This window comes from Williamsia sp. R60, from assembly GCF_054063855.1.
Genome location: NZ_JBSSGR010000002.1, coordinates 126440 through 148196 on the forward strand (window position 1 = coordinate 126440; position 21757 = coordinate 148196).

General features: G+C 65.2%; 25 protein-coding genes. 9 read left to right on the forward strand and 16 right to left on the reverse strand.

The genetic code is table 11. From position 1 onward, the window contains the following. The first annotated feature begins 18 nt into the window (after positions 1–18). Positions 19–2304, forward strand: a complete 2286-nt coding sequence (locus ACVWY6_RS07365; protein WP_457537112.1) for a DNA polymerase III subunit gamma and tau — start codon at positions 19–21, stop codon at positions 2302–2304. A gap of 147 nt (positions 2305–2451) precedes the next feature. On the opposite strand, the gene ACVWY6_RS07370 is transcribed toward ACVWY6_RS07365, so the two are convergent. Further along, a complete protein-coding gene (locus ACVWY6_RS07370) occupies positions 2452–3774 on the reverse strand; it encodes a class I SAM-dependent methyltransferase (protein ID WP_457537114.1) in 1323 nt (440 codons plus the stop codon). Then, complete coding sequence (locus ACVWY6_RS07375) at positions 3771–5183, reverse strand: FAD-binding protein (protein ID WP_457538529.1); 1413 nt, start codon at positions 5181–5183, stop codon at positions 3771–3773. Before ACVWY6_RS07375 ends, ACVWY6_RS07370 begins: the two co-directional genes overlap by 4 nt. A 177-nt stretch (positions 5184–5360) precedes the next feature. On the opposite strand from ACVWY6_RS07375, the gene ACVWY6_RS07380 reads away from it, so the two are divergent. From ACVWY6_RS07380 to ACVWY6_RS07405, 6 genes are all read left to right on the forward strand, one after another. After that, a complete protein-coding gene (locus ACVWY6_RS07380) occupies positions 5361–5801 on the forward strand; it encodes an SRPBCC family protein (RefSeq protein WP_023956585.1) in 441 nt (146 codons plus the stop codon). A gap of 82 nt (positions 5802–5883) precedes the next feature. Continuing rightward, positions 5884–6759: a pseudouridine synthase gene (locus ACVWY6_RS07385; protein ID WP_457537115.1), complete on the forward strand. Its 876-nt coding sequence runs from the start codon at positions 5884–5886 to the stop codon at positions 6757–6759. 12 nt (positions 6760–6771) lie between these two features. Then, a complete protein-coding gene (locus tag ACVWY6_RS07390; RefSeq protein ID WP_457537117.1) occupies positions 6772–7182 on the forward strand; it encodes a hypothetical protein in 411 nt (136 codons plus the stop codon). A gap of 4 nt (positions 7183–7186) precedes the next feature. Continuing rightward, entirely contained in the window at positions 7187–7507 is a 321-nt protein-coding gene (locus ACVWY6_RS07395) for a YbaB/EbfC family nucleoid-associated protein (RefSeq protein WP_174548705.1), read from the forward strand. Between the two features lie 7 nt (positions 7508–7514). Continuing rightward, complete coding sequence (recR, locus tag ACVWY6_RS07400) at positions 7515–8126, forward strand: recombination mediator RecR (protein ID WP_023956577.1); 612 nt, start codon at positions 7515–7517, stop codon at positions 8124–8126. Between the two features lie 5 nt (positions 8127–8131). Further along, positions 8132–8689 carry a uridine kinase family protein gene (locus ACVWY6_RS07405; RefSeq protein ID WP_116916605.1) on the forward strand — a complete coding sequence of 186 codons (558 nt, stop codon included), beginning with the start codon at positions 8132–8134 and terminating at the stop codon, positions 8687–8689. Between the two features lie 4 nt (positions 8690–8693). Here ACVWY6_RS07405 and ACVWY6_RS07410 read toward each other — a convergent pair whose 3' ends face one another. The 8 genes from ACVWY6_RS07410 to ACVWY6_RS07445 form a co-directional block, all read right to left on the reverse strand. Further along, a complete protein-coding gene (locus tag ACVWY6_RS07410; RefSeq protein WP_457537120.1) occupies positions 8694–9428 on the reverse strand; it encodes a phosphoribosyltransferase in 735 nt (244 codons plus the stop codon). A 19-nt stretch (positions 9429–9447) separates the two neighbouring features. Continuing rightward, positions 9448–9990, reverse strand: coding sequence for a hypothetical protein (locus tag ACVWY6_RS07415; RefSeq protein ID WP_457537122.1), 543 nt, complete (start codon positions 9988–9990; stop codon positions 9448–9450). After that, positions 9990–10547: a hypothetical protein gene (locus ACVWY6_RS07420; RefSeq protein WP_457537124.1), complete on the reverse strand. Its 558-nt coding sequence runs from the start codon at positions 10545–10547 to the stop codon at positions 9990–9992. The genes ACVWY6_RS07415 and ACVWY6_RS07420 overlap by 1 nt, the downstream gene beginning before the upstream one ends. A 22-nt stretch (positions 10548–10569) precedes the next feature. Further along, positions 10570–11295: a type 1 glutamine amidotransferase gene (locus ACVWY6_RS07425; RefSeq protein ID WP_457537125.1), complete on the reverse strand. Its 726-nt coding sequence runs from the start codon at positions 11293–11295 to the stop codon at positions 10570–10572. Beyond that, positions 11295–12566 carry a MurT ligase domain-containing protein gene (locus ACVWY6_RS07430; protein ID WP_457537127.1) on the reverse strand — a complete coding sequence of 424 codons (1272 nt, stop codon included), beginning with the start codon at positions 12564–12566 and terminating at the stop codon, positions 11295–11297. The genes ACVWY6_RS07425 and ACVWY6_RS07430 overlap by 1 nt, the downstream gene beginning before the upstream one ends. 47 nt (positions 12567–12613) lie before the next feature. Further along, a complete protein-coding gene (locus ACVWY6_RS07435) occupies positions 12614–13552 on the reverse strand; it encodes an EamA family transporter (protein WP_317713615.1) in 939 nt (312 codons plus the stop codon). A gap of 70 nt (positions 13553–13622) precedes the next feature. Further along, positions 13623–14861 (reverse strand): glycosyl hydrolase, encoded by a 1239-nt coding sequence (locus tag ACVWY6_RS07440; protein WP_457537130.1) that lies wholly within the window; start codon positions 14859–14861, stop codon positions 13623–13625. Further along, on the reverse strand, positions 14858–15310 hold the full coding sequence (locus ACVWY6_RS07445) for an ATP-binding protein (protein ID WP_023956561.1): 453 nt from the start codon (positions 15308–15310) through the stop codon (positions 14858–14860). The genes ACVWY6_RS07440 and ACVWY6_RS07445 overlap by 4 nt, the downstream gene beginning before the upstream one ends. Before the next feature lie 256 nt (positions 15311–15566). On the opposite strand from ACVWY6_RS07445, the gene ACVWY6_RS07450 reads away from it, so the two are divergent. After that, positions 15567–16676: a GGDEF domain-containing protein gene (locus tag ACVWY6_RS07450; protein ID WP_457537132.1), complete on the forward strand. Its 1110-nt coding sequence runs from the start codon at positions 15567–15569 to the stop codon at positions 16674–16676. 10 nt (positions 16677–16686) lie between these two features. Here the strand turns inward: ACVWY6_RS07450 and ACVWY6_RS07455 are convergent, their stop codons facing one another. The 6 genes from ACVWY6_RS07455 to ACVWY6_RS07480 all read right to left on the reverse strand — a co-directional run bounded on the left by ACVWY6_RS07455 (position 16687) and on the right by ACVWY6_RS07480 (position 20323). After that, positions 16687–17610: an NAD-dependent epimerase/dehydratase family protein gene (locus ACVWY6_RS07455; protein ID WP_457537134.1), complete on the reverse strand. Its 924-nt coding sequence runs from the start codon at positions 17608–17610 to the stop codon at positions 16687–16689. A gap of 105 nt (positions 17611–17715) precedes the next feature. Beyond that, positions 17716–17922 (reverse strand): helix-turn-helix domain-containing protein, encoded by a 207-nt coding sequence (locus tag ACVWY6_RS07460; protein ID WP_023956557.1) that lies wholly within the window; start codon positions 17920–17922, stop codon positions 17716–17718. Beyond that, positions 17922–18401, reverse strand: coding sequence for a DUF2975 domain-containing protein (locus ACVWY6_RS07465; RefSeq protein WP_116916598.1), 480 nt, complete (start codon positions 18399–18401; stop codon positions 17922–17924). The genes ACVWY6_RS07460 and ACVWY6_RS07465 overlap by 1 nt, the downstream gene beginning before the upstream one ends. A gap of 100 nt (positions 18402–18501) precedes the next feature. After that, the gene (locus tag ACVWY6_RS07470) at positions 18502–19266 is read right to left on the reverse strand and encodes an esterase/lipase family protein (protein ID WP_457537136.1); all 765 of its coding nucleotides are present in this window, start codon (positions 19264–19266) and stop codon (positions 18502–18504) included. Positions 19267–19298: 32 nt separating this feature from the next. Then, positions 19299–19592, reverse strand: a complete 294-nt coding sequence (locus tag ACVWY6_RS07475) for a hypothetical protein (RefSeq protein ID WP_023956550.1) — start codon at positions 19590–19592, stop codon at positions 19299–19301. 71 nt (positions 19593–19663) lie between these two features. Next, the gene (locus tag ACVWY6_RS07480) at positions 19664–20323 is read right to left on the reverse strand and encodes a TetR/AcrR family transcriptional regulator (RefSeq protein WP_031331821.1); all 660 of its coding nucleotides are present in this window, start codon (positions 20321–20323) and stop codon (positions 19664–19666) included. 151 nt (positions 20324–20474) lie between these two features. On the opposite strand from ACVWY6_RS07480, the gene ACVWY6_RS07485 reads away from it, so the two are divergent. After that, on the forward strand, positions 20475–21722 hold the full coding sequence (locus ACVWY6_RS07485) for an oxygenase MpaB family protein (RefSeq protein ID WP_457537139.1): 1248 nt from the start codon (positions 20475–20477) through the stop codon (positions 21720–21722). Positions 21723–21757: the final 35 nt, after the last annotated feature.

Below are 21757 nucleotides of genomic sequence, written 5' to 3' on the forward strand. Positions count from 1 at the left end.
CGCCGGTAGGCTGCCACCGTGGCTCTCTACCGGACGTATCGACCCGCGGCCTTCGCCGAGGTTGTCGGGCAGGAACATGTCACCGAGCCCCTCGGTCGCGCGCTCGACTCCGGCCGCATCAATCACGCGTATCTGTTCTCCGGTCCGCGTGGTTGCGGTAAGACCTCGTCGGCGCGCATCTTGGCCCGGTCGCTCAACTGTGAACAGGGGCCGACGTCCACCCCATGCGGGGTGTGTTCGTCATGTGTGGCCCTGGCCCCGGGTGGCCCCGGCAACCTCGACGTGATCGAACTCGACGCCGCCAGCCATGGCGGTGTCGAAGACACCCGCGAACTCCGCGATCAGGCCTTCTATGCGCCGGCGGAGTCGCGCTATCGGGTGTTCATCATCGACGAGGCGCACATGGTGAGCAACGCGGGATTCAACGCCTTGCTCAAGATCGTCGAGGAACCACCCGAGCACCTCATCTTCGTCTTCGCCACCACCGAGCCGGAGAAGGTGCTGCCCACCATCCGCTCGCGCACCCATCACTACCCGTTCCGCCTGTTGGCTCCGGCCGTGATGCGCACCTTGCTCGAACGCATCTGTGCCAGCGAGAAAGTGACGGTGGAGCCGCCGGTGTTCCCCCTGGTGATCCGTGCCGGCGGCGGTTCCCCCCGTGATTCGCTCAGCGTCCTGGATCAGCTGCTGGCCGGGGCGTCGGCCGAAGGTGTCACCTACCAACGCGCACTGACCCTCCTCGGTGTCACCGACGTCGCGTTGATCGACGACGCCGTCAACGCCCTCGCAGACCACGACGGGGCGAAGCTGTTCGGAACCATCGAGTCGGTTGTCGATGCCGGCCACGACCCGCGCCGATTCGCGGTCGACCTCCTCGAACGTCTCCGCGACCTGATCCTGATGGACGCGGTACCCGACGCCGCCGAGCGCGGACTCGTGGAAGCGCCCGACGACCAGGTCGAGCGGATGACCGAGCAGGTGGCCAAGCTGGCGCCGGGAACGTTGGCGCGTTTCGCCGAGACCGTGCACGACGCGCTCGGCGAGATGCGAGGAACCACGTCGCCGCGGCTCCTGCTCGAGGTGATGTGTGCCCGGATGCTGCTTCCGGCGGCGTCCGACGCCGAGTCTGCGGTGCTGCAACGTATCGAGCGCATCGAGGCGCAGCTGGCGGGAGGCGCGGCGATTCCGCCTGCACCCCTCGGCTCGTCATCGGGAGGGGCGCCGCCCGCGGAGCCGCCTCCAAGCAAGTTTGTTCGCGCGTCACAGCGCAAGCAATCCGAGGGTCCGGCCGAATCCACTTCTCCCGCACCCGCTTCGGCGGCGGTTCCCGCGCCCGCGCCGATCCCGGCCCCGGCGCCTGAACCCACTCCCACGCCGGAACCGGCACCGAGTCCAGAACCCACCCCGGCTCCAGAACCCACCCCGACTCCAAAACCGGCCCCGGCTCCCGAGCCCACCCCGACGCCGGAACCTGCCCCGGCGCTCCAGCCGACTCCATCCGCGAAGTCGGCCCCTGCTCCGGAGCCGGCTGCAACCCCCGAGCCGGTCGTCCGCACGCCCGAGCCGTCTGCCGGCCCCGTGGCCGAATCACCCGTCGACACCGCGGTGTCCGTCCCCGATGATGCGGACGTCCCACTACCGCCGGAACCCGACTACGAGCCCGAGCCGGAACCCGCCGTCGAGCCGGCTGCGGCGCCCGCCGAGGCTGCCGCAGCTCCCGCCGCCGGAGGTCCGGATCTCGCTGCGGTGCAGGCGAAGTGGCAGGAAGTCCGCACCGAGGTCCGTACCGCCAACAAGGTCACCGAGGTGATGCTGTCCGGCGCCACGGTTCGCGGCGTCAACGGCACCACGCTTGTGCTCAGTCACGACTCCGCGCCACTCGTGCAGCGGCTCAGCTCTCCGCATGCGGTCGAAGTGCTCACCGGAGCGATGTCGAAAGTCTTCGGTGGTAGCTGGGAGATCTCGGTGCACGCGGCGGCGTCGCTGCCCGCAGACACCGCCAAGCCTCAGGCCGCCGCGCCTGGGAGCACTCGCAAGCCCGAGGCGAAGGCGCCCTATGTCCGCCCGAGCCGCGGCGCGGGCGCCGCGAGCGCCTCGGGTGACGCGCCCGAACCGGAGCCCGAACCCGAACCTGAACCGGTACAAGCACCACCCGAGCCCGTTGATGACGAAGACCTCACTGATGCCGAACGCGACGAGATGATCGCCACGGCACGAGATTCCACGCCGGATCCGCGACAGGATCCCGAACAGGTGGCAATCGAACTCCTTGCCACCGAGCTGGGCGCCCGCCCGATCACCTGACCTCCGCTGCCGCCGGACGCGCGACACCGACCGGGTCCCAGAAAATTCGCGCCATTTACCGGCGTACGCGCCGGGTGCAACTGGCGCGTGGGTCGGCCGCCGGCGCGAATTTCTGGAGGCGCCGGGGAACCGGAGGGTCAGGTCAGGTCAGGCGTTCCACCACGGGCGCAGCGGCAGATCGCCGTTGCCGCCCTTGTCGTCCAATTTCACCGCGAGAACCTGATGTAGCTGAATGATGTTGCGCTCGAATCCGATCCGGCATCCGGCCATGTACAGACCCCAGAGCCGTGCGGTGCCGATGCCCACTTCTTCGACTGCCTCGTCCCAATGGTCGACCAGGTTCTTGTTCCAGTCGCGGAGGGTCATCGCGTAGTGCTCGCGCAGGTTCTCCTCGTGCACCACCTCCATCGCACCGATGTTCTGGATGGCCGAGATGATGGTGCCCGAGCCGGTCAACTCCCCGTCGGGGAACACATAGCGGTCGATGAACGGCCCGGCCTTGCCTCGGCTCACGTTGTTCGACCGGGTGATGCAGTGGTTCAGCAGGATTCCGCCATCACGCAGTTTGCTGCGGATGAACTTGAAGTACGACGGGTAGTTCTGGATACCGATGTGCTCGGTCAATCCGATGGACGAGACAGCGTCGAACTCGTCTTCGGTGACGTCGCGGTAATCACTGTGCCGCACTTCGGCGAACTCGCTCAGACCCTCGTCGATGATCGCCTGCTGTGCCCACTGGGCCTGCTCGGCCGACAAAGTCACGCCGATGACGTGTACACCGCGGCGTGCCGCGTACCGCACCATCGAACCCCAGCCGCAGCCGATGTCGAGCAGTCGATCGCCTGCCTTGAGCTTCAGCTTCTCGAACACGAGGCGATACTTGTTGTCCTGCGCCTCTTCCAGGCTCGCCTCATGACTCGGATAGCAGGCGCACGTGTAGGTCATCGACGGCCCGAGCACCCATTCGTAGAAGGTGTTCGAGACGTCGTAGTGATAGTGGATCGCTTCGGCATCACGAGTCTTGCTGTGCCGCAAACCCTCTGCGATTCGGCGCCACCGGGGGAGCTGCTCCTGGGGCGGGGGTGTGATGGGCTTGAAATGCTCGAGTCCCAGCGACCGGGTGATCTGAGCCAGCGTGCGGGCCGACGGCCTGGAGAACTGCACGTCCTCGGAGATCGCTCGCAGTGCGGGGTAGGGGTCGCCCTCGTGGCACCCCTTCAGCGAGAGATCGCCAGCGATGTAGGCGCGGGCCAACCCGAGGTCGCTGGGTGCGGTGGCCAGATAACGGGTACCCCGCGGGGTGAGCAGTTCGAGCCCGTACTCGGCATCGGCCGGGCCGGCCGAACTGCCGTCGTAGGCGGTGACGCTGATCTGCAGATCGCCACCCGCGACGGCCTCCACCACCTCGGCCAGGCTGAGTTTCGGCCCGACCACCGACCCGGGCACCTCGTTGTTCTTCACAGTTGTCATTGCCGCTTCACCGCCTTTGAGTACAGGTCGAGTAACCGCGACCCGGGATCGTAACGTTTCTTGAGCAGGCGGTAGGGCTCACCGCCATAGAGCTGATCGAATTCCTCTTCGCCATAGAACGACTCGGAGTACAGCGATTTGTGTCCGTCGAGTTCGGAGACCTTGATCTCGATCTGCCGGTTGGCGTAACCCTCCGGCTTGTCCTCGCGTTTGGGCACCGCAGACCAGAACCCCACGTTGACGTAGGTGCGGTGGGGCTCGAGGGGATACAGCGGCCACGGGCGGTGTACGTCGGCACCGGCGGGGGAGGGGTCGCGAAGTCGCAGCGGGCACAACCAGATCGGCTCGATCGGGATGTTCTCCAAGAACCAGTGGACGAACTCGGAGGTGCGCTCGATCGGAACCTCGATGTCCTGGACCACCCGTTCGCCGGGCGGTTCACCTTTGCGGGCATTGAGCTTGTCGCCGATGTCGAACCGGTGGTCGAGCGCGATCAACTTCCAATAGAAACTGCTGCGCAGCAGTGGCTTTGGCCACAGGCGGCGGATGCGGGGGTTCTGCGCGCCGAATGCCCGCGAGCACCAGAACCAGTCCGTGTCCCAGCGCCACAGGTAGTCGGCGATGGTGAGCCGGTCGCGGATGGGAGTGGAATCGGCGCTGTGCTGGATCGACCGGTAGTAGATCTGATCGCCGGTGTAGTCACTGACCGGGCCCGGAACGCTCGTCTGCGCACCAAGAACGAGGTAGCTCTCGGTGGCGGAGAACACGACACCGTCGAGATAGTCGACACGTTCGCCGGCGTAGGTGCCCTGCTCGACGATGTCGTTCATCGTGGACTGCAGGGTGTCGACGTCGGTGAACCGTACGTGGCGCAACTCGACGTAGGGCGCGACCTCCTCGAGCTCGATGCGTAGCCGTGTCGAATAGCCAAGCGTGCCATAGGAATTGGCGAATCCGAAGAAGAGGTCTGAGTTCTCGCTGGTGGCCGAGGTGGTGACGATCTCGCCTGCGCCGGTCAAGATGTCGATCTCGAGTACCGATTCGTGGGGGAGTCCGTTGCGGAACGAGGTCGACTCGATGCCGAGGCCGGTGACCGCGCCGCCCAGGGTGATCGTCTTGAGCTGGGGAACGACCTTGGGCGCCAGACCATATTTGAGCGTCGTCGCCACAAGTTCTTCGTACGTACACATTCCGGCCACGTCGGCCGTACGGGCCTGCCGGTCAACCGAGATCACCCGGTCCAGTCCCGAAACGTCCAAACCGGGATAAGGATTCTTCGCCCGCTTGCGGAACAGGTTCGACGTCTTCTTGGCCAGCCGGACACGGCCAGCGGTCGGGATGGCCCGGTAGCTGGCCAGCAACTTCTCGACGCCGTCGTCGAAGATCTCTCGTCCTGTTTCGGAACCCATTACCCGCGACACGCATAAGAGCCTAGGACCCTCGTCCAGTAGTTGCCAGCTCACCCACCACCATGACCGATTTGCCGTTGTTCGGTTGACACGGGCCGGCTGCGCCGCGCGAAGCCGTCGGGTGGCGTTCTGGCAGGCTCGACGTGACACCTCCCAACAACCGAAAGGTGATATCTCGTGGCACAGGTAACCGCATCCCAGTCAACAGTCATCAATGCCGCGCCGGAGAAGGTGCTCGCGGCACTGTCCGATTACCAGACGGTGCGTCCCAGCATCCTCCCCGGCCAGTACCGCGACTACAAGGTCGTCGAGGGTGGCGTCGGCGCAGGCACCGTCGCCTCCTGGACCCTCCAGGCAACAAAGAAGCGCTCGCGCAACGTCCAGGCCCGCGTGGGCGTGGTCGGCTCCACCGTCACCGAGACCGACGTCAATTCGTCGATGGTGACCACGTATCAGGTGGATGCCTCCGGGGCCAGCTCGAAGGTCACCACCACCACCACGTGGCAGGGAGCGGGCGGTATCGGCGGATTCTTCGAGAAGACGTTTGCACCCAAGGGGCTGGCGAAGATCCAGGCCGAACTGCTCGGCAACCTCAAGTCGCACGTCGAACGCGTCTGAGCCGGATCGCGCCGAGAACGACTTCCAGAAGACGACCCGAGTGCGACACCGCAAACCAGCGCCGCTCCCATTGCGCGACGGTGTGGACCCCACTCGGGTCGTTCTGCGTTCCGCTGATCGCACGATCGGCGAGGCGATGCTGGCCGCACCGGCATGTGAGGGCCTGACGCTCCACGATCTGCTGACCCGGGCCGAGCGCGGTGAGGTGCTCGGCATCGGTGGTGAACCCGTCGATCTGGCTGCACCGGCCGAGATCGGACGGCCGGTCTACTTCTACCGCGATCTGCCCGTGGAGACGGAGATACCGTTCGACCTGCCGATCATCCATCAGGACAACGATCTGGTTGTCGTGGACAAACCGCACTATCTGGCGACGATGCCTCGGGGAACGCACGTCGTGCAGACCGCGCTGGTCCGGTTGCGCCGAGAACTCGACAACCCATCGATCAGCCCGGTGCACCGGCTGGACCGGCTCACGGCCGGAGTGCTCATGTTCACCGTGCGCCCGCAAGCGCGCGCCCCCTACCAACAGCTCTTCGCCGACCGTGCGGTGAACAAGGAATACCGCGCCCGCGCACCGATCCACCCCGGCCTGCAATTGCCGGTCACCGTTCGCAACCGCATCCTCAAAGACGCCGGCGACCTGCGAGCTCGGGTGGAACCTGGGGAGGTCAACGCTGTCTCGACCATCGATCTCCTGAGCGCCTCGCACGATCGGGGGGTCTACCGGCTGAGGCCGCAGACCGGTCGCACACATCAGCTCAGACTGCACATGGCGGGTTTGGGTGTCCCGATCGACGGAGACCCGCTGTACCCGGAGGTCCGGCCCGAAGTTGCCGCAGCCCCGGACCACGGTGATTTCTCTGATCCGCTTCGCCTTCTTGCCTACTCTGTCGAGTTCACCGACCCGTTCAGCGGCGAGCTGCGACGCTTCGTCAGTACCCGCGAACTGCTCTGAGAGGAGAACCGAGTGGCAATCATCGTCTCCTACGACCGCTACCCGGACCTGCGTTGCGAGGTGGTGCTCTTCCTCGACGACGAGAGTGGGGATTGTTTCCAGGTCCAGCGCGACCTCCCCGCCGGCGACAACGGCTACGAGATCAGTGCCGGGGTCGGGCCGCCGGTACGAGGGGGTATCGCCGCGTGGCAACGGGTCGGCGACGAGTTCCAGTTCGCGCTGACACCCAAGGCGTCGATGATGTTCGGTGGCAACGCGCGACTGCGGTTCGAGGCCGAGTCGGCGGGCGGCGATACCATCGACAGCATTGCTGCTCATCTCGAACGCATGATGCGCCCGCAAGACAACCCGCCCGACGGCACGATCAGGCCCGATGACCCCGATCAGCCCTATGAGACAGAGGACAGCAGTGGAACCAGATAACCCGATGGCCGGACTCCTGCAGCAGGCTCAGCAGATGCAGCAGCAGTTGCTGGCCGCACAGGAACAGATCGCCGCCGCCGAGGTCACCGGAACCGCCGGTGGAGGGCTCGTCACGGTCACCGGTAGCGGCACCGGCGAGGTCACCGCGGTGACCATCGACCCCAAGGTCGTGGACGCCGACGACGTCGAGACCCTGCAAGATCTCATCGTCGGTGCTCTTGCCGATCTGAACAGCAAACGCGACGAGCTCACCCAGCAGAAGATGGGCCCGCTCGCCGGCGGACTCGGCGGCCTGGGCGGCGGGTTCCCCGGTCTGGGTGGATAGCTGACCCGTGTATGAAGGACCGATCCAGGATCTGATCGACGAGCTGGCGAAGCTGCCAGGGCTCGGTCCCAAGGGTGCCCAGAGGATCGCGTTCCATCTGCTGGCCGTTCCGGCAGGCGACATCGACCGGCTGACCGCCGCGCTGGTGCACGTCCGCGACGACGTGGTCTTCTGCGAGGTCTGCGGCAACGTCTCGGCGCAGGTGCGTTGCCGGATCTGCCGTGATGCCCGGCGTGACGCCAGCAAGATATGTGTGGTCGAAGAGCCCAAGGACGTGCAGGCCATCGAGCGAACCAAGGAGTTCACCGGCCGCTACCACGTTCTCGGTGGGGCCCTGGACCCGCTCGGCGGGGTCGGCCCGGACCAACTGCGGATCCGAGAGTTGTTGCGTCGCTTGGGCAACCAAGAAGACGGTGTGGACGTCAGTGAGGTGATCGTCGCCACCGACCCCAACACGGAGGGCGAGGCGACGGCGACCTACCTGCAACGGATGCTGCGGGACTTCCCCGGTCTGTCGGTGACCCGGCTGGCGTCGGGTCTGCCGATGGGCGGCGACCTCGAGTTCGCCGATGAATTGACGCTCGGCCGGGCACTGTCCGGTCGCCGGATCCTGACGTAGCTCTCATGGTCGACGACGCGTGGATCGAACATTTCGCCCGGCAACTCAAGTCGGGCATCGTGGCCATCGACGGCCCGTCCGGCGCGGGCAAGTCGACGTTCGCGGACCGATTGATGGCCGTGCTCCACGATGTCGGTACCCCGGCTGTGCTGGTGCGTACCGACGACTTCGCGACATGGGACGACCCGGTCGGTTGGTGGCCCGAGCTCGACGAAGAGGTGATCCGGTCGTACTGGCGTGGACACGACTTCCGCTACCACCCGCGTGTGTGGCGGGACGGCCGTCCCGAGCACGGTCCTCGCGTCTGGGTGAGATGGGAGCCGTTGCTGGTGATCGAGGGTGTGTCCAGTGCGCGTGCGCCGGTTCGCAGGCAGCTCACCAGGGCGCTGTGGCTCGATGGCGGCGACGAATCGGAACGTCTGGAACGAGCGGTCGCCCGCGACGGTGAGGACGAACGCCGGCACCTGATCCGTTGGCAGAACTTCGAGCGCGGCTGGTTCGCGGTCGACCGCACCCGCGAGCACTGTGAAGTGGTACCCGAGTTCGCCCCGGAATCGGTCTGACCCGTCAGTCTGGTTCGGTCGTCGGGGTGCGCAGCAGCTCCTGCACCTCGTCGTCGGACACCTGAGTGAAGTCGCGGTATGACCGCCCGACCGCCGTGAAGTCGTCAGGTAGTGCGCCGCAGACGATTTCGTCGGCGGCCCCGGTGAGCAGCGAGCAGGTGGACTCAGGTGCGGTGCCGGCGGCGACGATCACCTGTGCGGGCCGGCGGCTGCGCACCGCGTCAACCGCCACACGCATGCTTGCCCCCGTCGCCAGTCCGTCGTCAACGAGGATGACAACCTTGCCGGTCACCTCGGCGGGTGGGCGCCCCTCCCGATAGACCTTTTCGCGACGCATCAGCTCACGGGTCTCGGCCTCGAGGACGCGCTGGACGTCGTCGCGGCTGACACCGAATTCGCGGATCATCCGATGATTGAGCACCGGTTCCCCGCCCGAGGCCACCGCACCCATCGCGAGCTCCTCGCGTCCGGGTACCCCCAGTTTTCGGACCACCATCGCATCGAGTGGGGCATTGAGCGCATAGGCGATCTCCCAGGCGACCGGGACGCCGCCACGGGCCAGCCCGAGCACGAGGACGTCGCTGCGGTCGGCCAACTCGAGTTCGCCGAACTTGAGCTGATCGCCGAGAGCGCGGCCGGCCGCACGGCGATCCAAGAACTCGCGTGCTTCATCACGGCTGTGTCGCAGTCGCATCTGCCTGTCCACCTGCTCCCGTTCACGCTCGGTCTCGGCCGACATCTCCGCCGGCGCGGCGTTGCTAGAAGAACTGGGCGGTGGTGATGCACGGCCGGCCGGCTTCGTCGGCCACCTGATACACCGCCCGCGTCTTCTCCGAGATGTCACCTTGCTCCCACGAGAATGCCACGATCACCTCGACTTGGGCAGAGGGCGCAGGGCGCGGCACCACCGCCATTGAATCGATGGTCAGGGTGCTCGACGAATTACGCGTCTTAAGCTGGTCGGTGGACGTGATCAGGTCAGGCAACGTCTTCTTGGCGAACTCGCCACAGCTGTTCGCCTTGAACACCGCAACCTGCTCGTCCACGGTCGCCGGGCCGACGTCGTACATGCTGCGCGTCACCGCGGTCGCGACGTCGCGGGCCTGCTGATCGGTGATCGTCGGGCCGGCCGGCGTCGTCGGTGACCGTGTCTCGTCGTCACCGTTGTCGGGAGCGGTGAGTGTCGCGACGACGGCGGTGAGTGCCACGAGCACGATCAGCACGCCCCCGAGGACCAGTAGCAGTCGGAGGCGGCGGTGTGACCCGGGCGGACGGGTCGGACGCACATGTGGGTCCGTCATCACAGCACCTTCATCATGTTGACGCACAGGGGGATTGCGGAGCGGCTCACGGTGAACTCGATGGCAGCGGGTTCGATGGGGGCCGGTTCGGCGTTGTCCTGACTCGCGGACACCTCGAAGACCGCGAGCACGGTCACCGACTCCGCATCTTGCCGGGCGATGCCGTAGTGCGCGTTGCTGGTCACCAGGCTGCGGCCGGTGGTGGTGACCGTCTGCAGCAGCGAATCGGCGGTGTCGTTCCACTCCTGAAGGGCCGTTCCACAGAGCAGGGCCTGCGCGGACTTCATCGTCGATCTGATGGTGTCAGGGGTGAAGTTGTAGATCGATTCCGTGGTGGCGCGCACCGTGTCGAGGATGGTGTCTTCGTTCGACACGGTGGTAGACGCGGTAGGAGCGCTGGTGGGCGAATCGTCTTCGCCCACAACCGACCACGTGATCATCCACGTTGCGGTGACCACCACCGCGACCACCACCAGGGCGACGGCGAACAACGCGGGAGCGGCGCGGCGTTGGCCGCCCGGATGTGGTGATGTGGGCGTGGACCGAGGAGATGTCATCGGTGCCGGGGTCTGGAGTCGTTCACCCTCGACGGCCCGCGGCAAGGCGCTCACGGCGCAGCAGATCGACCTCTGCCAACGGCAGCGGATCGAGTTGTTCGACGCCCAGTGCGCGGGCGAGCAGCATGTCGGCCAGCTCGGGATTGCGGGCCAGGGCGGGGCCGTGCATGTAGGTTCCGATCACCGAACCCTGCACCGCACCTTCCACCTTCTCGCCCGCGCCGTTGCCGACGCCGTGCTTCACCTTGCCCAGCGCGTGGGCATCCGGCCCGAGAGTGGTTCCACCGCGGTGGTTTTCGAATCCCGTCAGTGGGGTGGTGAGCCCGGAGGCCGGTGACGGTTCGGTGATCAGCTCGCCGATGCTGCGTTTGTCCTGCGGTGTGGTGGTCACGTCGAGCATCGAGATCCCCTCGACGCGCTCACCGGACGATGTCTCGTACCAGTGCCCGAGTACCTGGATGGCGGCACAGATGGCGAGAACGGGCCGGCCTGCTTCTGCCGCGCGCTGCAGGCCCGGGTATTTGGTCAGGTGTCGCGTGGCCAGCCGTTGTGCGTAGTCCTCGGCGCCGCCGAGGGTATAGACGTCGAGCGATTCGGGCACGGGATCGGTGAGGTTGATCTGGATGATCTCCGCCTCGATGCCTCGCATGCGTGCGCGCTGGCGCAACACCAGGGCGTTACCGCCGTCGCCGTAGGTGCCCATCACATCGGGGAGTACCAGTCCGATGCGCAATGTGGAGTCGGACATCAGCGAATTCCCTTCTGCGCGCGCGCCAATGCGTTGTTGAGGTCGCGAAAAGCGGTGTAGTTGGCGAGTACCTCCACCCGGCCGGGCGGGCAGGACTCGATGGCGGCCATCGGATCACCGATGGTGGTGTGCTCGGCGCCCGCATAGATTAACCGGACACCGAGGTCGGTGGCGCGTTCGCCGGAAGCGACCACCTGCATGTTCTCGAATGCTTCGAAACGGACGTCCCACAGCCACGAGAGGTCCTCGCCGTCCGGCACCTGACCGTTGACGGCGATGACCAGGCCGTCGGCGTCCTGGTCGATCATCGCCATCGCTTCCTGCCATCCCGCAGGGTTTTTCGCCAGGAGCATACGGACGCGATGTTGGCCGATCTGCTGTACCGAGTATCGGCCCGCGACCTCGCCGACGGTGCCCACCGCGACAATGGCTTTTGCGGGGTCGGCGCCCAATGCCACTGCCGCGGCAACGGCCTGCGCCGCGTTGCCGCGGTTGGCGTTGCCGGGCACCGCGAGCGTCATCGGGTGCTCGAAACCGTCTGGTCCGTAGAGGTTCTTGTCGTCGAACCACCAGTCGGGGGCCGGCCGCTCGAAATCGGTTCCGGTGGAATACCAGTGGGAACCGTCACGCAGAATCGGCTCACCTGAACGGGGACAGCTCACCGAATCGCCGGCCCATCCTGCGCCGGCAGCGACCCACACCACCTTCGGTGCGTCGTAGGCGGCGGAGGTCACCAGCACGTCATCGCAATTGGCGATGACGGTGGTCTCCGGGTGCCGTGCGATCCCGTCACGCAGCCGGCGCTCGATCATGTTGATCTCGCCGACCCGATCGAGCTGGTCTCGTGAGAGGTTCAGCAAGATCAGCGCTTCGGGGTTCACGGCGTCGCTCACGTGGGGGACGTGCAGTTCGTCGACTTCCAACGCAGCCCACTCGGCGGGCCGGTTCAACGACAGGGCGGCGACGATGCCTGCGTCCATGTTGGCGCCGTCGGCCTGCGAAGCCACCTCGCCGAGATCGGCCAGCGCTGCCGCGGTCATACGGGTGGTGGTCGATTTTCCGTTCGTTCCGGTGACGACCACCGATCGCTTCCCGCGCGCGAGCGCAGCCATCAGGGTGGGGTCGATCTTGAGGGCCACCAGGCCGCCGATCATCGAGCCCTTGCCGCGACCGGTTTTCTGCGACGCCCATCGCGCCGTGGCGGCGGCTCGCAGGGCGAGTCGTGCCCGCATCGGCAAGCCTGTGGAACTCTTTCGGTCCTCGTCACGCATGGCTGCGAGTTTGTCATATGCCGCCCGGCGTCCGCCGTATGTGCAAGTCAGGGGACCGCCATCGGTTCGTCCGTGGACGAGGGTTCGACGTTCTTCTCTTTGGCGGGTTTCGACTTGGCGCCGGTCACTCCCGCGAAGCAGCCGATGATCACCACTGCTCCGCCGACCAACTCCCAGACCGTCGGTGTCTCACCGAGAATCGCCCAGGCCGCGCTGATGCCGACTATCGGGACGAGCAACGAGAACGGTGCGACCTTGGATGCCGGATGCCGTGTCATCAGGTATGCCCAGAGCCCTGCGCCACCGATGGTGCCGAGAACCACGATGTAGGCCAGGCCACCGAGGGCCACGAGGCCTGTGTGCGTTCCCACTGTGGCGATCGACTCGAACCCGGCGGACGGTCCCTCGACAGCCAAACTGAGGGCATAGAGCGGGATCGGTGGGATCACGGACATCCACAACGCCATGTAGAGGGCGTTGCGGGGGTGGGCAAGCCGTGACCCGATGTTGCCGAAGGCCCAGCCGAGCCCGGCGAGAAGTGTGAGCAGGACCGGGATCAATCCCGCTGAGGCCCCGTGTGCGGCGCGGTCCACGCCGATCACCACCATGCCGCCGACGGCCACGGTGATCCCGACCGTCTGTCGCAGCGACATCTTCTCGCCGAGCAGGAGGACACACAAGATGACCGTGAAGGGGGCCGACGACTGCAGCACCAGGGATGCCAACCCGGTGGGCATGCCCTGGTCCATAGCGAGGAACAGGAAAGCGAATTGCAGCGTGCCGAAACCGAATCCGTAGAGCAGGAACCAGCGCAGGGGAACATCGGGCCGCGGTACGAACAGGATCACCGGAATGGCCATCACGGCAAAACGCAACGCCGCGAAGAACAGTGGCGGGAAGTGTTCGAGCCCGGCGTGGATCGCGAGGAAGTTCAGGCCCCAGAACACCACGACGGTCAGTGCCAGCAGGCGATCGCGGAGTGTCATGGGGACAATTCTCGGGGCAATCGAAGGTTCAGTTCAATCGAATTAAACTGCATCGGTTGTGTAGCTGAACTTAACCTTTGGTGGCGATCGGCCCACACGGTTCATTCGGCCCGAATGCCAGCCAATCGGGCAGCGCCGCGGTGAACTCCGCACGGATGGCCGGATCGGCCATCGTCCGCCAGTCGACCTGCGTGTCCGCCTCGGGTTCGTACCTGTCCCATTCGACCCAGTTGACCATCTTCAGCAGGGGGAACTCGTCGGGCACCGTGGGCGCGAAGATCTGGGTCCACCACGACTTCTTGATCGCGAGGGCGCCGGGACCTTCGGGCTCGCCGGGGTTGAACAGAGCTGCGGTCTCCGGGATCGCCACCGGCTTGTTCCGCTGGGTGCCGTACTCGTCGTAGAAGTCGGGCAACACGGTGTCGTCGCCATTCGCCCCGACATAGCTCCCCGTCAGTTGCTGTGCGAACTTGTTCGGTTCGGCGAGTTCGTTCTCGCTCCAGGGAAAGCGGTTGCCCCAGTGATAGAGCGACATCCCGACCCAATCAACCGATTCATCGCCGGGGTAGAAGGCGGCGTAGGGGTCGTCTTCTCGCGTCAGCTGTCCGTTGCGATCACTGTCCAGGTCCGTGAACTCGGCTGTGCCGGGCGCCGGCGAGTATTCACCGTCAGCGAAGGGATATCCACCGGCATAACTGGGAGCCCACATCATTGCCGAGCCGGGAGCGGCGGCGTGCACGGCCGCAGCGACGCGAGCGAACGTCTCTTTGTAGAGCGCCGGTTGCTGACCCCACGGATACCAGGAACCGTTCATCTCATGGGCGAAGCGGACGACAACCGGGACTCCGGATTCATTGAACTCTGCGAGATCGGCGGCAAAGGCCTCGGCGACCTCAGGAGTGACCGTGCGCAGACCACCCGACGGCTGCACTGTCAGCAACAAGACTTTTCCGTCTTCGCGGACGGTGTCGACGGTCTGTCTCAGGTCGGCTCGCGCGGCATCGTCGTAGGGCATTTCGGTGAAGAACACCGTCACCGCAGGATGGCTACCGAGGTTTTCCGAGTAGTCCGCGATCGTTGTCTTCTCCCAGTCGAAACTGGCGCCGTACCAGACCCCTGTGGACGGTGACACGGATTCTGACACCGCTGCCGCGCAGTCGGTTGCCTTGTCGTCGGCTTCCGAGTCGGAGGTCACGTAGATGTTGCCGACTCCGATGGCCAACGCCACCACTCCCGCCGCGATCGGCGCCCAGAACGTCCTGACGAAGTACCCGAGCCGGCGACCGAACGTTTTGAGATGAAGCGTCACCCTGCTGACGATAACGAATATGCCCGCACTTGGACCCACTCCAGAGTCAAAGTGGTGCCAGACGCTTCCTTGACGAACACGGGCCGGTCACACAGGGCCCGGATGAGTGGAATCCCCCGACCCCGGAAGCGGTTGTGCGCGGGCGGTCGCCATCGGCCTCGATCGGACACGGTCACCGAGAGGCGGTCACTCGAGGGGGAGTGGCGTGCCTCGATCGACATGGTCCCCGGGTGCGGGTCACCGACGTAGGCGTGTTCGGCCGCATTGGCGAGAGCCTCATATGCCGCCAGGACGATGGCGTACAGGTGCTCGTCCGAGATCGCGAAGTTCTCGTGGAGCCATCGTCCGAACTCCTGACGCAGGTGGCTGGCTCCCGCAGCGGTCGCCGGCACGTCCGGACGGCTGAACGCGGTGTCGTCATATGAGTCTGCTACCGGTTGTAGGGACATGGTCTTTGCCTACCCAGTCGCTCGCGAACTATGCACGAATGCGGTGGAGAGCCCCCGAATGAGTGGCCCGTATCACTCACACAACCGATCAGTGCCGATGAGTCTGCGATCGGGGAAGGTCCGGCCTCCACGGTTCCGCGTTGATACAGTCAGGTGATTTTTTCGGTGGTGCGGGCGCAGAGGGTTGCTACACATCACGGCTGTCGGGGGGCGGCCAGAACGTCGATGCAGTAGTGACCTGGGGGAGTCCATCACCGTGGAGTTTCTTCGTTCGTGGTGGCGGCAGCCGTTCGACTACCAGTGGACGGTCAACTATCACCGCGTGCGTGGAACGCTGGCAGTCAATCGCATATCCGTCGGGCTGTGGTGCTGCTGTTTCAGCGTCGGAGCCTTCTGTGCACTGACGTCGCCTGCCGGTCCCCGAGGTGGCGCCCCGATCGACATCCTCGTCGGCGTGCTCGCGGTCGCCTGTGCTGTCATCGGAGTCGTCTGGCTCGCCGGGCGTTGGCCCCGCCTGTGGATGACCCGGCTGTTCGTCGTCTACACCGATGTCGGCGTCGCGGTGGTTCTGTTCACCTTCGCGGACCTGTTCATCGCGATGATGGGGTGCTCGCTGTTCTCGGTGACCGGTGCGCATGTGACCGCTTTTCACAGTCCGCGGTGGCTGCTCGGGCATCTGAGTTTTGCAACGGCGGTGACGCTGGCTCTCTACGCGTGCGTGGTGTTGGGTTCGGACGCGGACAAGGGCATCGCCACGGCACTGTTGATGGTGTTGCTGCCGGTTCTTCTGGCAGCGCCGATCATCATGCAGTCGGGCCTGCTGGATCTGCGCGAGGACGCCAATGACGCATTCCGGGACCACCTGACCCAGCTACGCAATCGTCGTGGACTCGAAGCGGGGTTTCATCAGCTCCAGTACAGCGGGATCCCGGTGGGGTTGGCGGTGTTGATGCTCGACATCGACGGCTTCAAAAAGATCAACGACCAGCACGGACACAGCGGTGGAGACGCGGTACTCGAACGTGTCGCAGCCCGGCTGATGGAAGTCGCCGGTACTCACGCGCTGATCGCCCGAGTGGGCGGCGAGGAGTTCGCGATCACGCTCGTCGGCACCCCCGAGCAGGCGATCGCACTGGCGCATCAGGTGCGTTCGACGCTGCACAACACGGACGATCGACATCCGATCACGGTGAGCGTCGGGGTTGCGGTCGCCACCCATCAGCAGCTGCGGGCGAACAAGCGGCAGCCGAGCACGGCAACCCTGAGGGCGCTGATGAGGTCTGCGGACATTGCCATGTACCAGGCGAAGAAGCTTGGGGGTAATGGTGTTTCGGTGGATTCCGATCTCGATGACGCGACCTGCTGACCCTCGGGGATCAGTGGGGATCGGCCAGTAGGTCGCGCGCCATCTGCTGGTATCCCTCGCGAACGCTCGGGTAACGGGGTTGCCAGTTCGCCGCATCCCGAAAGCGTGCGTTGGTCGCCCGTAGCGACCGGGTCATCGACGTCAGCCGATCCCCCAGGAATAGGGCGAGGCGGCCGGGACCCTTGATCCAGGCAGCGGCGCCCGTTGCGTCGGCACACGCCTGCGCGTGTTGGCCCTTGGTGAGAGGCTCGTCGTCGACAACGTTGTAGGTGCCGCCCGGACATGCCAGTGCGGCAGCAACGGCATCGCCGGCATCAGCGACGTGTATGGACGACATGAAGCTGTCCCGTGGGCCCGGCACAAAGCCGATGTGGCGGCGGGCGAGGGCCACGATCTGCTCACTGTGAGCCGCGCCGATGCCGTAGAACAGGCCGAAGCGCAAAACAATCGCCTGGCCGCCGGCACCAGCGAATCGGGCGGCGTTTGCCTCGGCGGCGTGGTTCCCCTTGGTGATCGGATAATGATCGACAGGATGGTCCTCATCGATCCATCGGTCACCTCCGTCGCGATAGAGCATGACCACCGACTCCTGAATGACCCGCGGCACACCGGCGTCGAGGCAGGCCTCGACGACAGTTGCCGATCCCTCCGTGCGCACCCGTTCACACTCGCGCCAGGCTGACCGTCGGACGAAGGAGGCCGTCGACGGTAACGCGGTGGCGAGATTGACCACGGCGTCGTGCCCGGCGATGGCAACGGTCAGTCCTGGCCTGTCGAACAACGACACCAGCACCGGTCGCGCACCCTGGCGCTCGAGGATCCGGGCCTTCTCCGAGCCGCGCGCCATCGCAGTAACGTCGTGTCCGGCCGCGACCAGCGCAGGCACTGCGCGAGTGCCTACGGCGCCTGTACCCCCGGTTACGAAGACCCGCATGGCAACCTCCTCGCCGACCTCGAGATCGGCTAGCACCGAACATAGTTCACCAACGATTGAGTTCCCGGGGATTCGCGCGACTGGCTCCCTCCGGCGGCGACACCGTCAGTCGTCGATCCATTCCAGTAGATCCCCGGGCTGGCATTCGAGTACCCGGCACATGGCTTCCAGGGTGCTGAATCGAACCGCCTTGGCACGGCCGTTCTTCAGCACCGCGACATTCGCGGGAGTGAGCCCCACACGCTCGGCGAACTCCCCGACACTCATCTTCCGCTTCGCCAACTCCACGTCGATACGCACGACGATCGACATCAAATCACCGCGTCCATGTCCGACCGCAGCGTGGTGGCCTGGCGCAGCAGTGCGCGCATCACGACCATCAACAGGCCCAAGACGGCCCCGCCCATCAGCATCAGGAAGAGGAGAAGCGGCAAGCCTGGATCGTTCGCGTTGAAACCGACGAAGAGGAACACGCCGAGAAGTGTGAGCCAACCGGCGCCGATCGCCCAGACGATTGCCGTGACCCAGACGAGTGAGGCGTGGGTGAAGATGCGGTCGCTGCGCACCAGGGTGAGCAACTTCCAGGTGCAAATGATGACCACCTGGGCGCAGAGCACCCAGAACACGGTGACGGCTGTCGCCGGCCAACGCAGGTAGGCCTGATCGGGTGACTCCTCGGCCATGTGCGCGAATTGTCCTGGCAGGGACATGGTTTGGAACAAGACCAGTATTGCGAAGAGCGATACGAGGAAGACTCGCAGTGCGGTGACGACCCAGCGTTCGTTGAACATGCATCGACTATCACGGCAAATCTATCGAATGTCAATAGGTCGATCGGAGCGACGAACTCTGGGTCTGTCCGGTGTCGGTGATATGGATGGTCTGTCGAACTCAGCGTGGCGCGGGGAAAAGTGTTGACGCCAAGGTGATCTCGCCGTCCCGTTCGTTGACGAACTCCCCTGGACACCCGCCGCTCAACGCGCTCGAGACGGCAGCGATCACGCGGTCGTCTGCGGGCTCGACCGCATGCTCGAGGTTCGGAATCGGGGCCAGCCTGCAGTGGCCGCCATCGAGCCGCCCGTCGGCCAGTTCTTCGTTGCTTCTGATCGAGTAGTACTCGACGTCTCCGGGTGTGTCGTCGCCGTTGTTGAGCTCGGCGATGAACGGGGTCACCGGGCAGCCGTCGAAGCCGAATCCGGGCAATTGGACGCAGCCGCCGGGCGAGCCGTACTGAGGGGTGCCGATCGCGACGTAGTCGTCGATACGCTCGGAGCCGCCCAGCGCTTTCACGTAATGGCGCGACGACAAACCCCCGTAGCTGTGCGCCACCAGCGACAGGCTCTCCACGTCGACTCCGGCCGCGGCACTTTCGACCGACTCCTGGATGGCCTGCGAGTCCGCGTAGAGGTCGAGGCCCTTCACGTCGACCGTGTCGACGGTGTACCCGTCGGCAGCCAACTCGTCCGCCATGTCCTGGAAGAGGTCCACGCTGGAGGTTCCCGGGGCCGGTTGTTGGCCGGGTACCAGCAGCACGATGCGTTGAGGCTGAGTCGGCGTCGATCCGGCCGATGCGGTGGCGGAGCCGATGAGAGTGGCCACCGAAGCAATCGCGAGCGCGCCCATGAGTTTTGTGAGGGCACCCTTAGTGGAAGTCATGGAGGGAAGGTACCTGCCGGGCGGCGTGAGAGCTAGGCCCCCTCCACAAACCTCCCATCGGGATATTTTCGACCGAACCGCGACACGGCCTTTCCGAACAGCGAGCGCCGGCCGGTCTCGGTGACACGAACCCCGAGGGTGTAGACGTTCGCTCCCTGTTCACGCCACACGGTCGATTGGACCGTGTAGTGAACGCCGTCCTCGACCACCTCCCGGCTGGTCGTCGATTCGTTGTCGTCCGCCCATGCGAGTTCGGTGTAGTCCACGCGCCGGCCCCATTCGGCCAAGTGGGTGTCTGCGAGCCTGCCGGCCACATGTTTGTCCATGGGCAGCAATACTAGGCGCCGCCGACGAGACGCGACGTAGTACAAGACCTACAAAAGAGCTGCCGGACAGATTATTTCGGCAATCGACCGACGTCGAGCATGGGTACGAGGAATTGCCACGCGATCGCGGCGAGTTGCTCGTCGTCATCGAGGTCGACGACATCGCTGCGGATCGTCAGGAACGACGCGGAGATGCGCACCATCATTTCCGCGATGAGGTCGATGTTCAGTTGTTTGTCGACGTTGCCTGCTTGTTGCTCGCGACGGAGCTGACCCGCCACGAATTCGCGGACCGCCGCGACCATGCGGCCGTCGTCGCCGATCATCGATCCGGCGACCAGGCCGGGTTCGGCGTCGATCAGCCCGCCGATCATCGGATTGCCGCGGATGGCGCGAAGGGAGCTCACGAATCCGAGAACAACACGCTCGGCCGCGGTCTCAGCGGATCGGATGTCGGTGAGGAACCGCTCGAAGTACCGCCGGAACTCTCGAAAGATGACCTGCTCGATCAGGGCGTCCTTGGTTGCGAACCGGCGATAGACCGTGATGCGGGACATGTTGGCGCGCCTTGCGACGTCCTCCATGGACGTGCGCTGGACACCGGTGCGGCTGAACTGCTCGTACGCGGCGTCGAGCAACCGGGTGCGGGTGGTGTCGTCACCGGCGTCGGTCCGTCTGATCGCGTCTTTGTACGCGCGTTCGAGCATCGCTCGGGTGCTCGACGTCGCCATAGACGAAGACGGTACCGGTTCCCGGGGCTCAGTTCGTTCGAACAGGTGTGAGTCGCACGAGGAAACGGCACCGCTTGTGACCGGCAACACTTTTGTGCTAACCATGTTACTAAGAAACGCTGATTGTTTCATTGCATCAGCGAATGAATTCATGGTCGGACGGGGAGTGAATAGCGTGGACAACTTCAGTAGGCGCAACGCGTTGAAAGCGGGCGGGGTGTTGGGTGTGGCCGGCGCTGCAGCGGTCATCGTTCCGGCGACCCCGTGGACATGGTCGCCGGCAGGTTCGGTGCCGGGAACCGGTAGCGGGGCCGACCCTCGGGGCGTGTGGGACAACGAGGCCGATCCGGTGGTTGCGTCGTTGATCGACCGCGGCGAGGTGCCGCGCGTGAACGAGTTGTTGAAGCACTGGACCAAGAACGGCCAGGCGTTGCCCGCCGGCCTGCCGAATGACCTGCGGGATTTCATCGAGTACGCGCGGCAGATGCCGTCGTGGGCGGATCAGGGCAAGCTGGCCACAGCGGTCGAGTTCAACCAGAAGCGCGGCACCTATCTGGGTGTTCTGTACGGCTTCGCCAGCGGCATGATGAGCACCGTCATCCCCAAAGAGGCGCGGGCGGTGTACTACTCCAAGGGCGGCGCGGACATGAAGGACCGCATCACCAAGACCGCCAAACTCGGGTACGACATCGGTTCGCTCAATGCCTACCAACCTGACGGTGAAATGGTGATCACCTGCGTCAAGACTCGGCTCGCGCACGCGGCGGTTCGGCACCTGCTTCCGCAGTCGCCGCACTGGACGGGTTCTGCACCAGAAGACATCCCGATCAGCCAGGCCGACATCATGGTCACCTGGCACAGCTTGCCGACCACCGTGATGCGAAACCTGAAGAAGTGGAACGTGCAGATCCCGGCCGCCGAGTCGGAGGGCTTCCTGCATTCCTGGCAACTGGCCGCACACCTGCTCGGTGTGCAAGACCAGTACATCCCGGCCTCGTGGGATCAGGCCGACTCGCAGGCCAAGCAGGTTCTCGACCCGATCCTCGCGCCCACACCCGAGGGCATCAAACTCGCCGACATCCTCCTGGGTCTGGGTATGAATCTGGACCTGACGTTGCTCAGCCGGCCCATTCTCGGTGCGTTGACCCGATTCATGCTCGGCGATCAGGTGGCCGAGTGGCTGCGGATTCCGCGGGAGCCCGTCTGGACGCCGTTGCTCGAAACCGCCTGGGGTCCGTTTGTGGCTGTGCGTGAAGGGCTTCTCGACGTGGGTGTCCCGGAAGAGGCCTACTGGTTGTTCGACGAGTTCTTGCGCCAGTTCGTCTTGTTCTACACCTCAGAACTCCGGATGCCGATCAACATCGAGATACCGGTGATCAACAACCCGAACTACAAGTGATGCCACGGCGCGCATAATCCGCCGGAGTCTTGGAG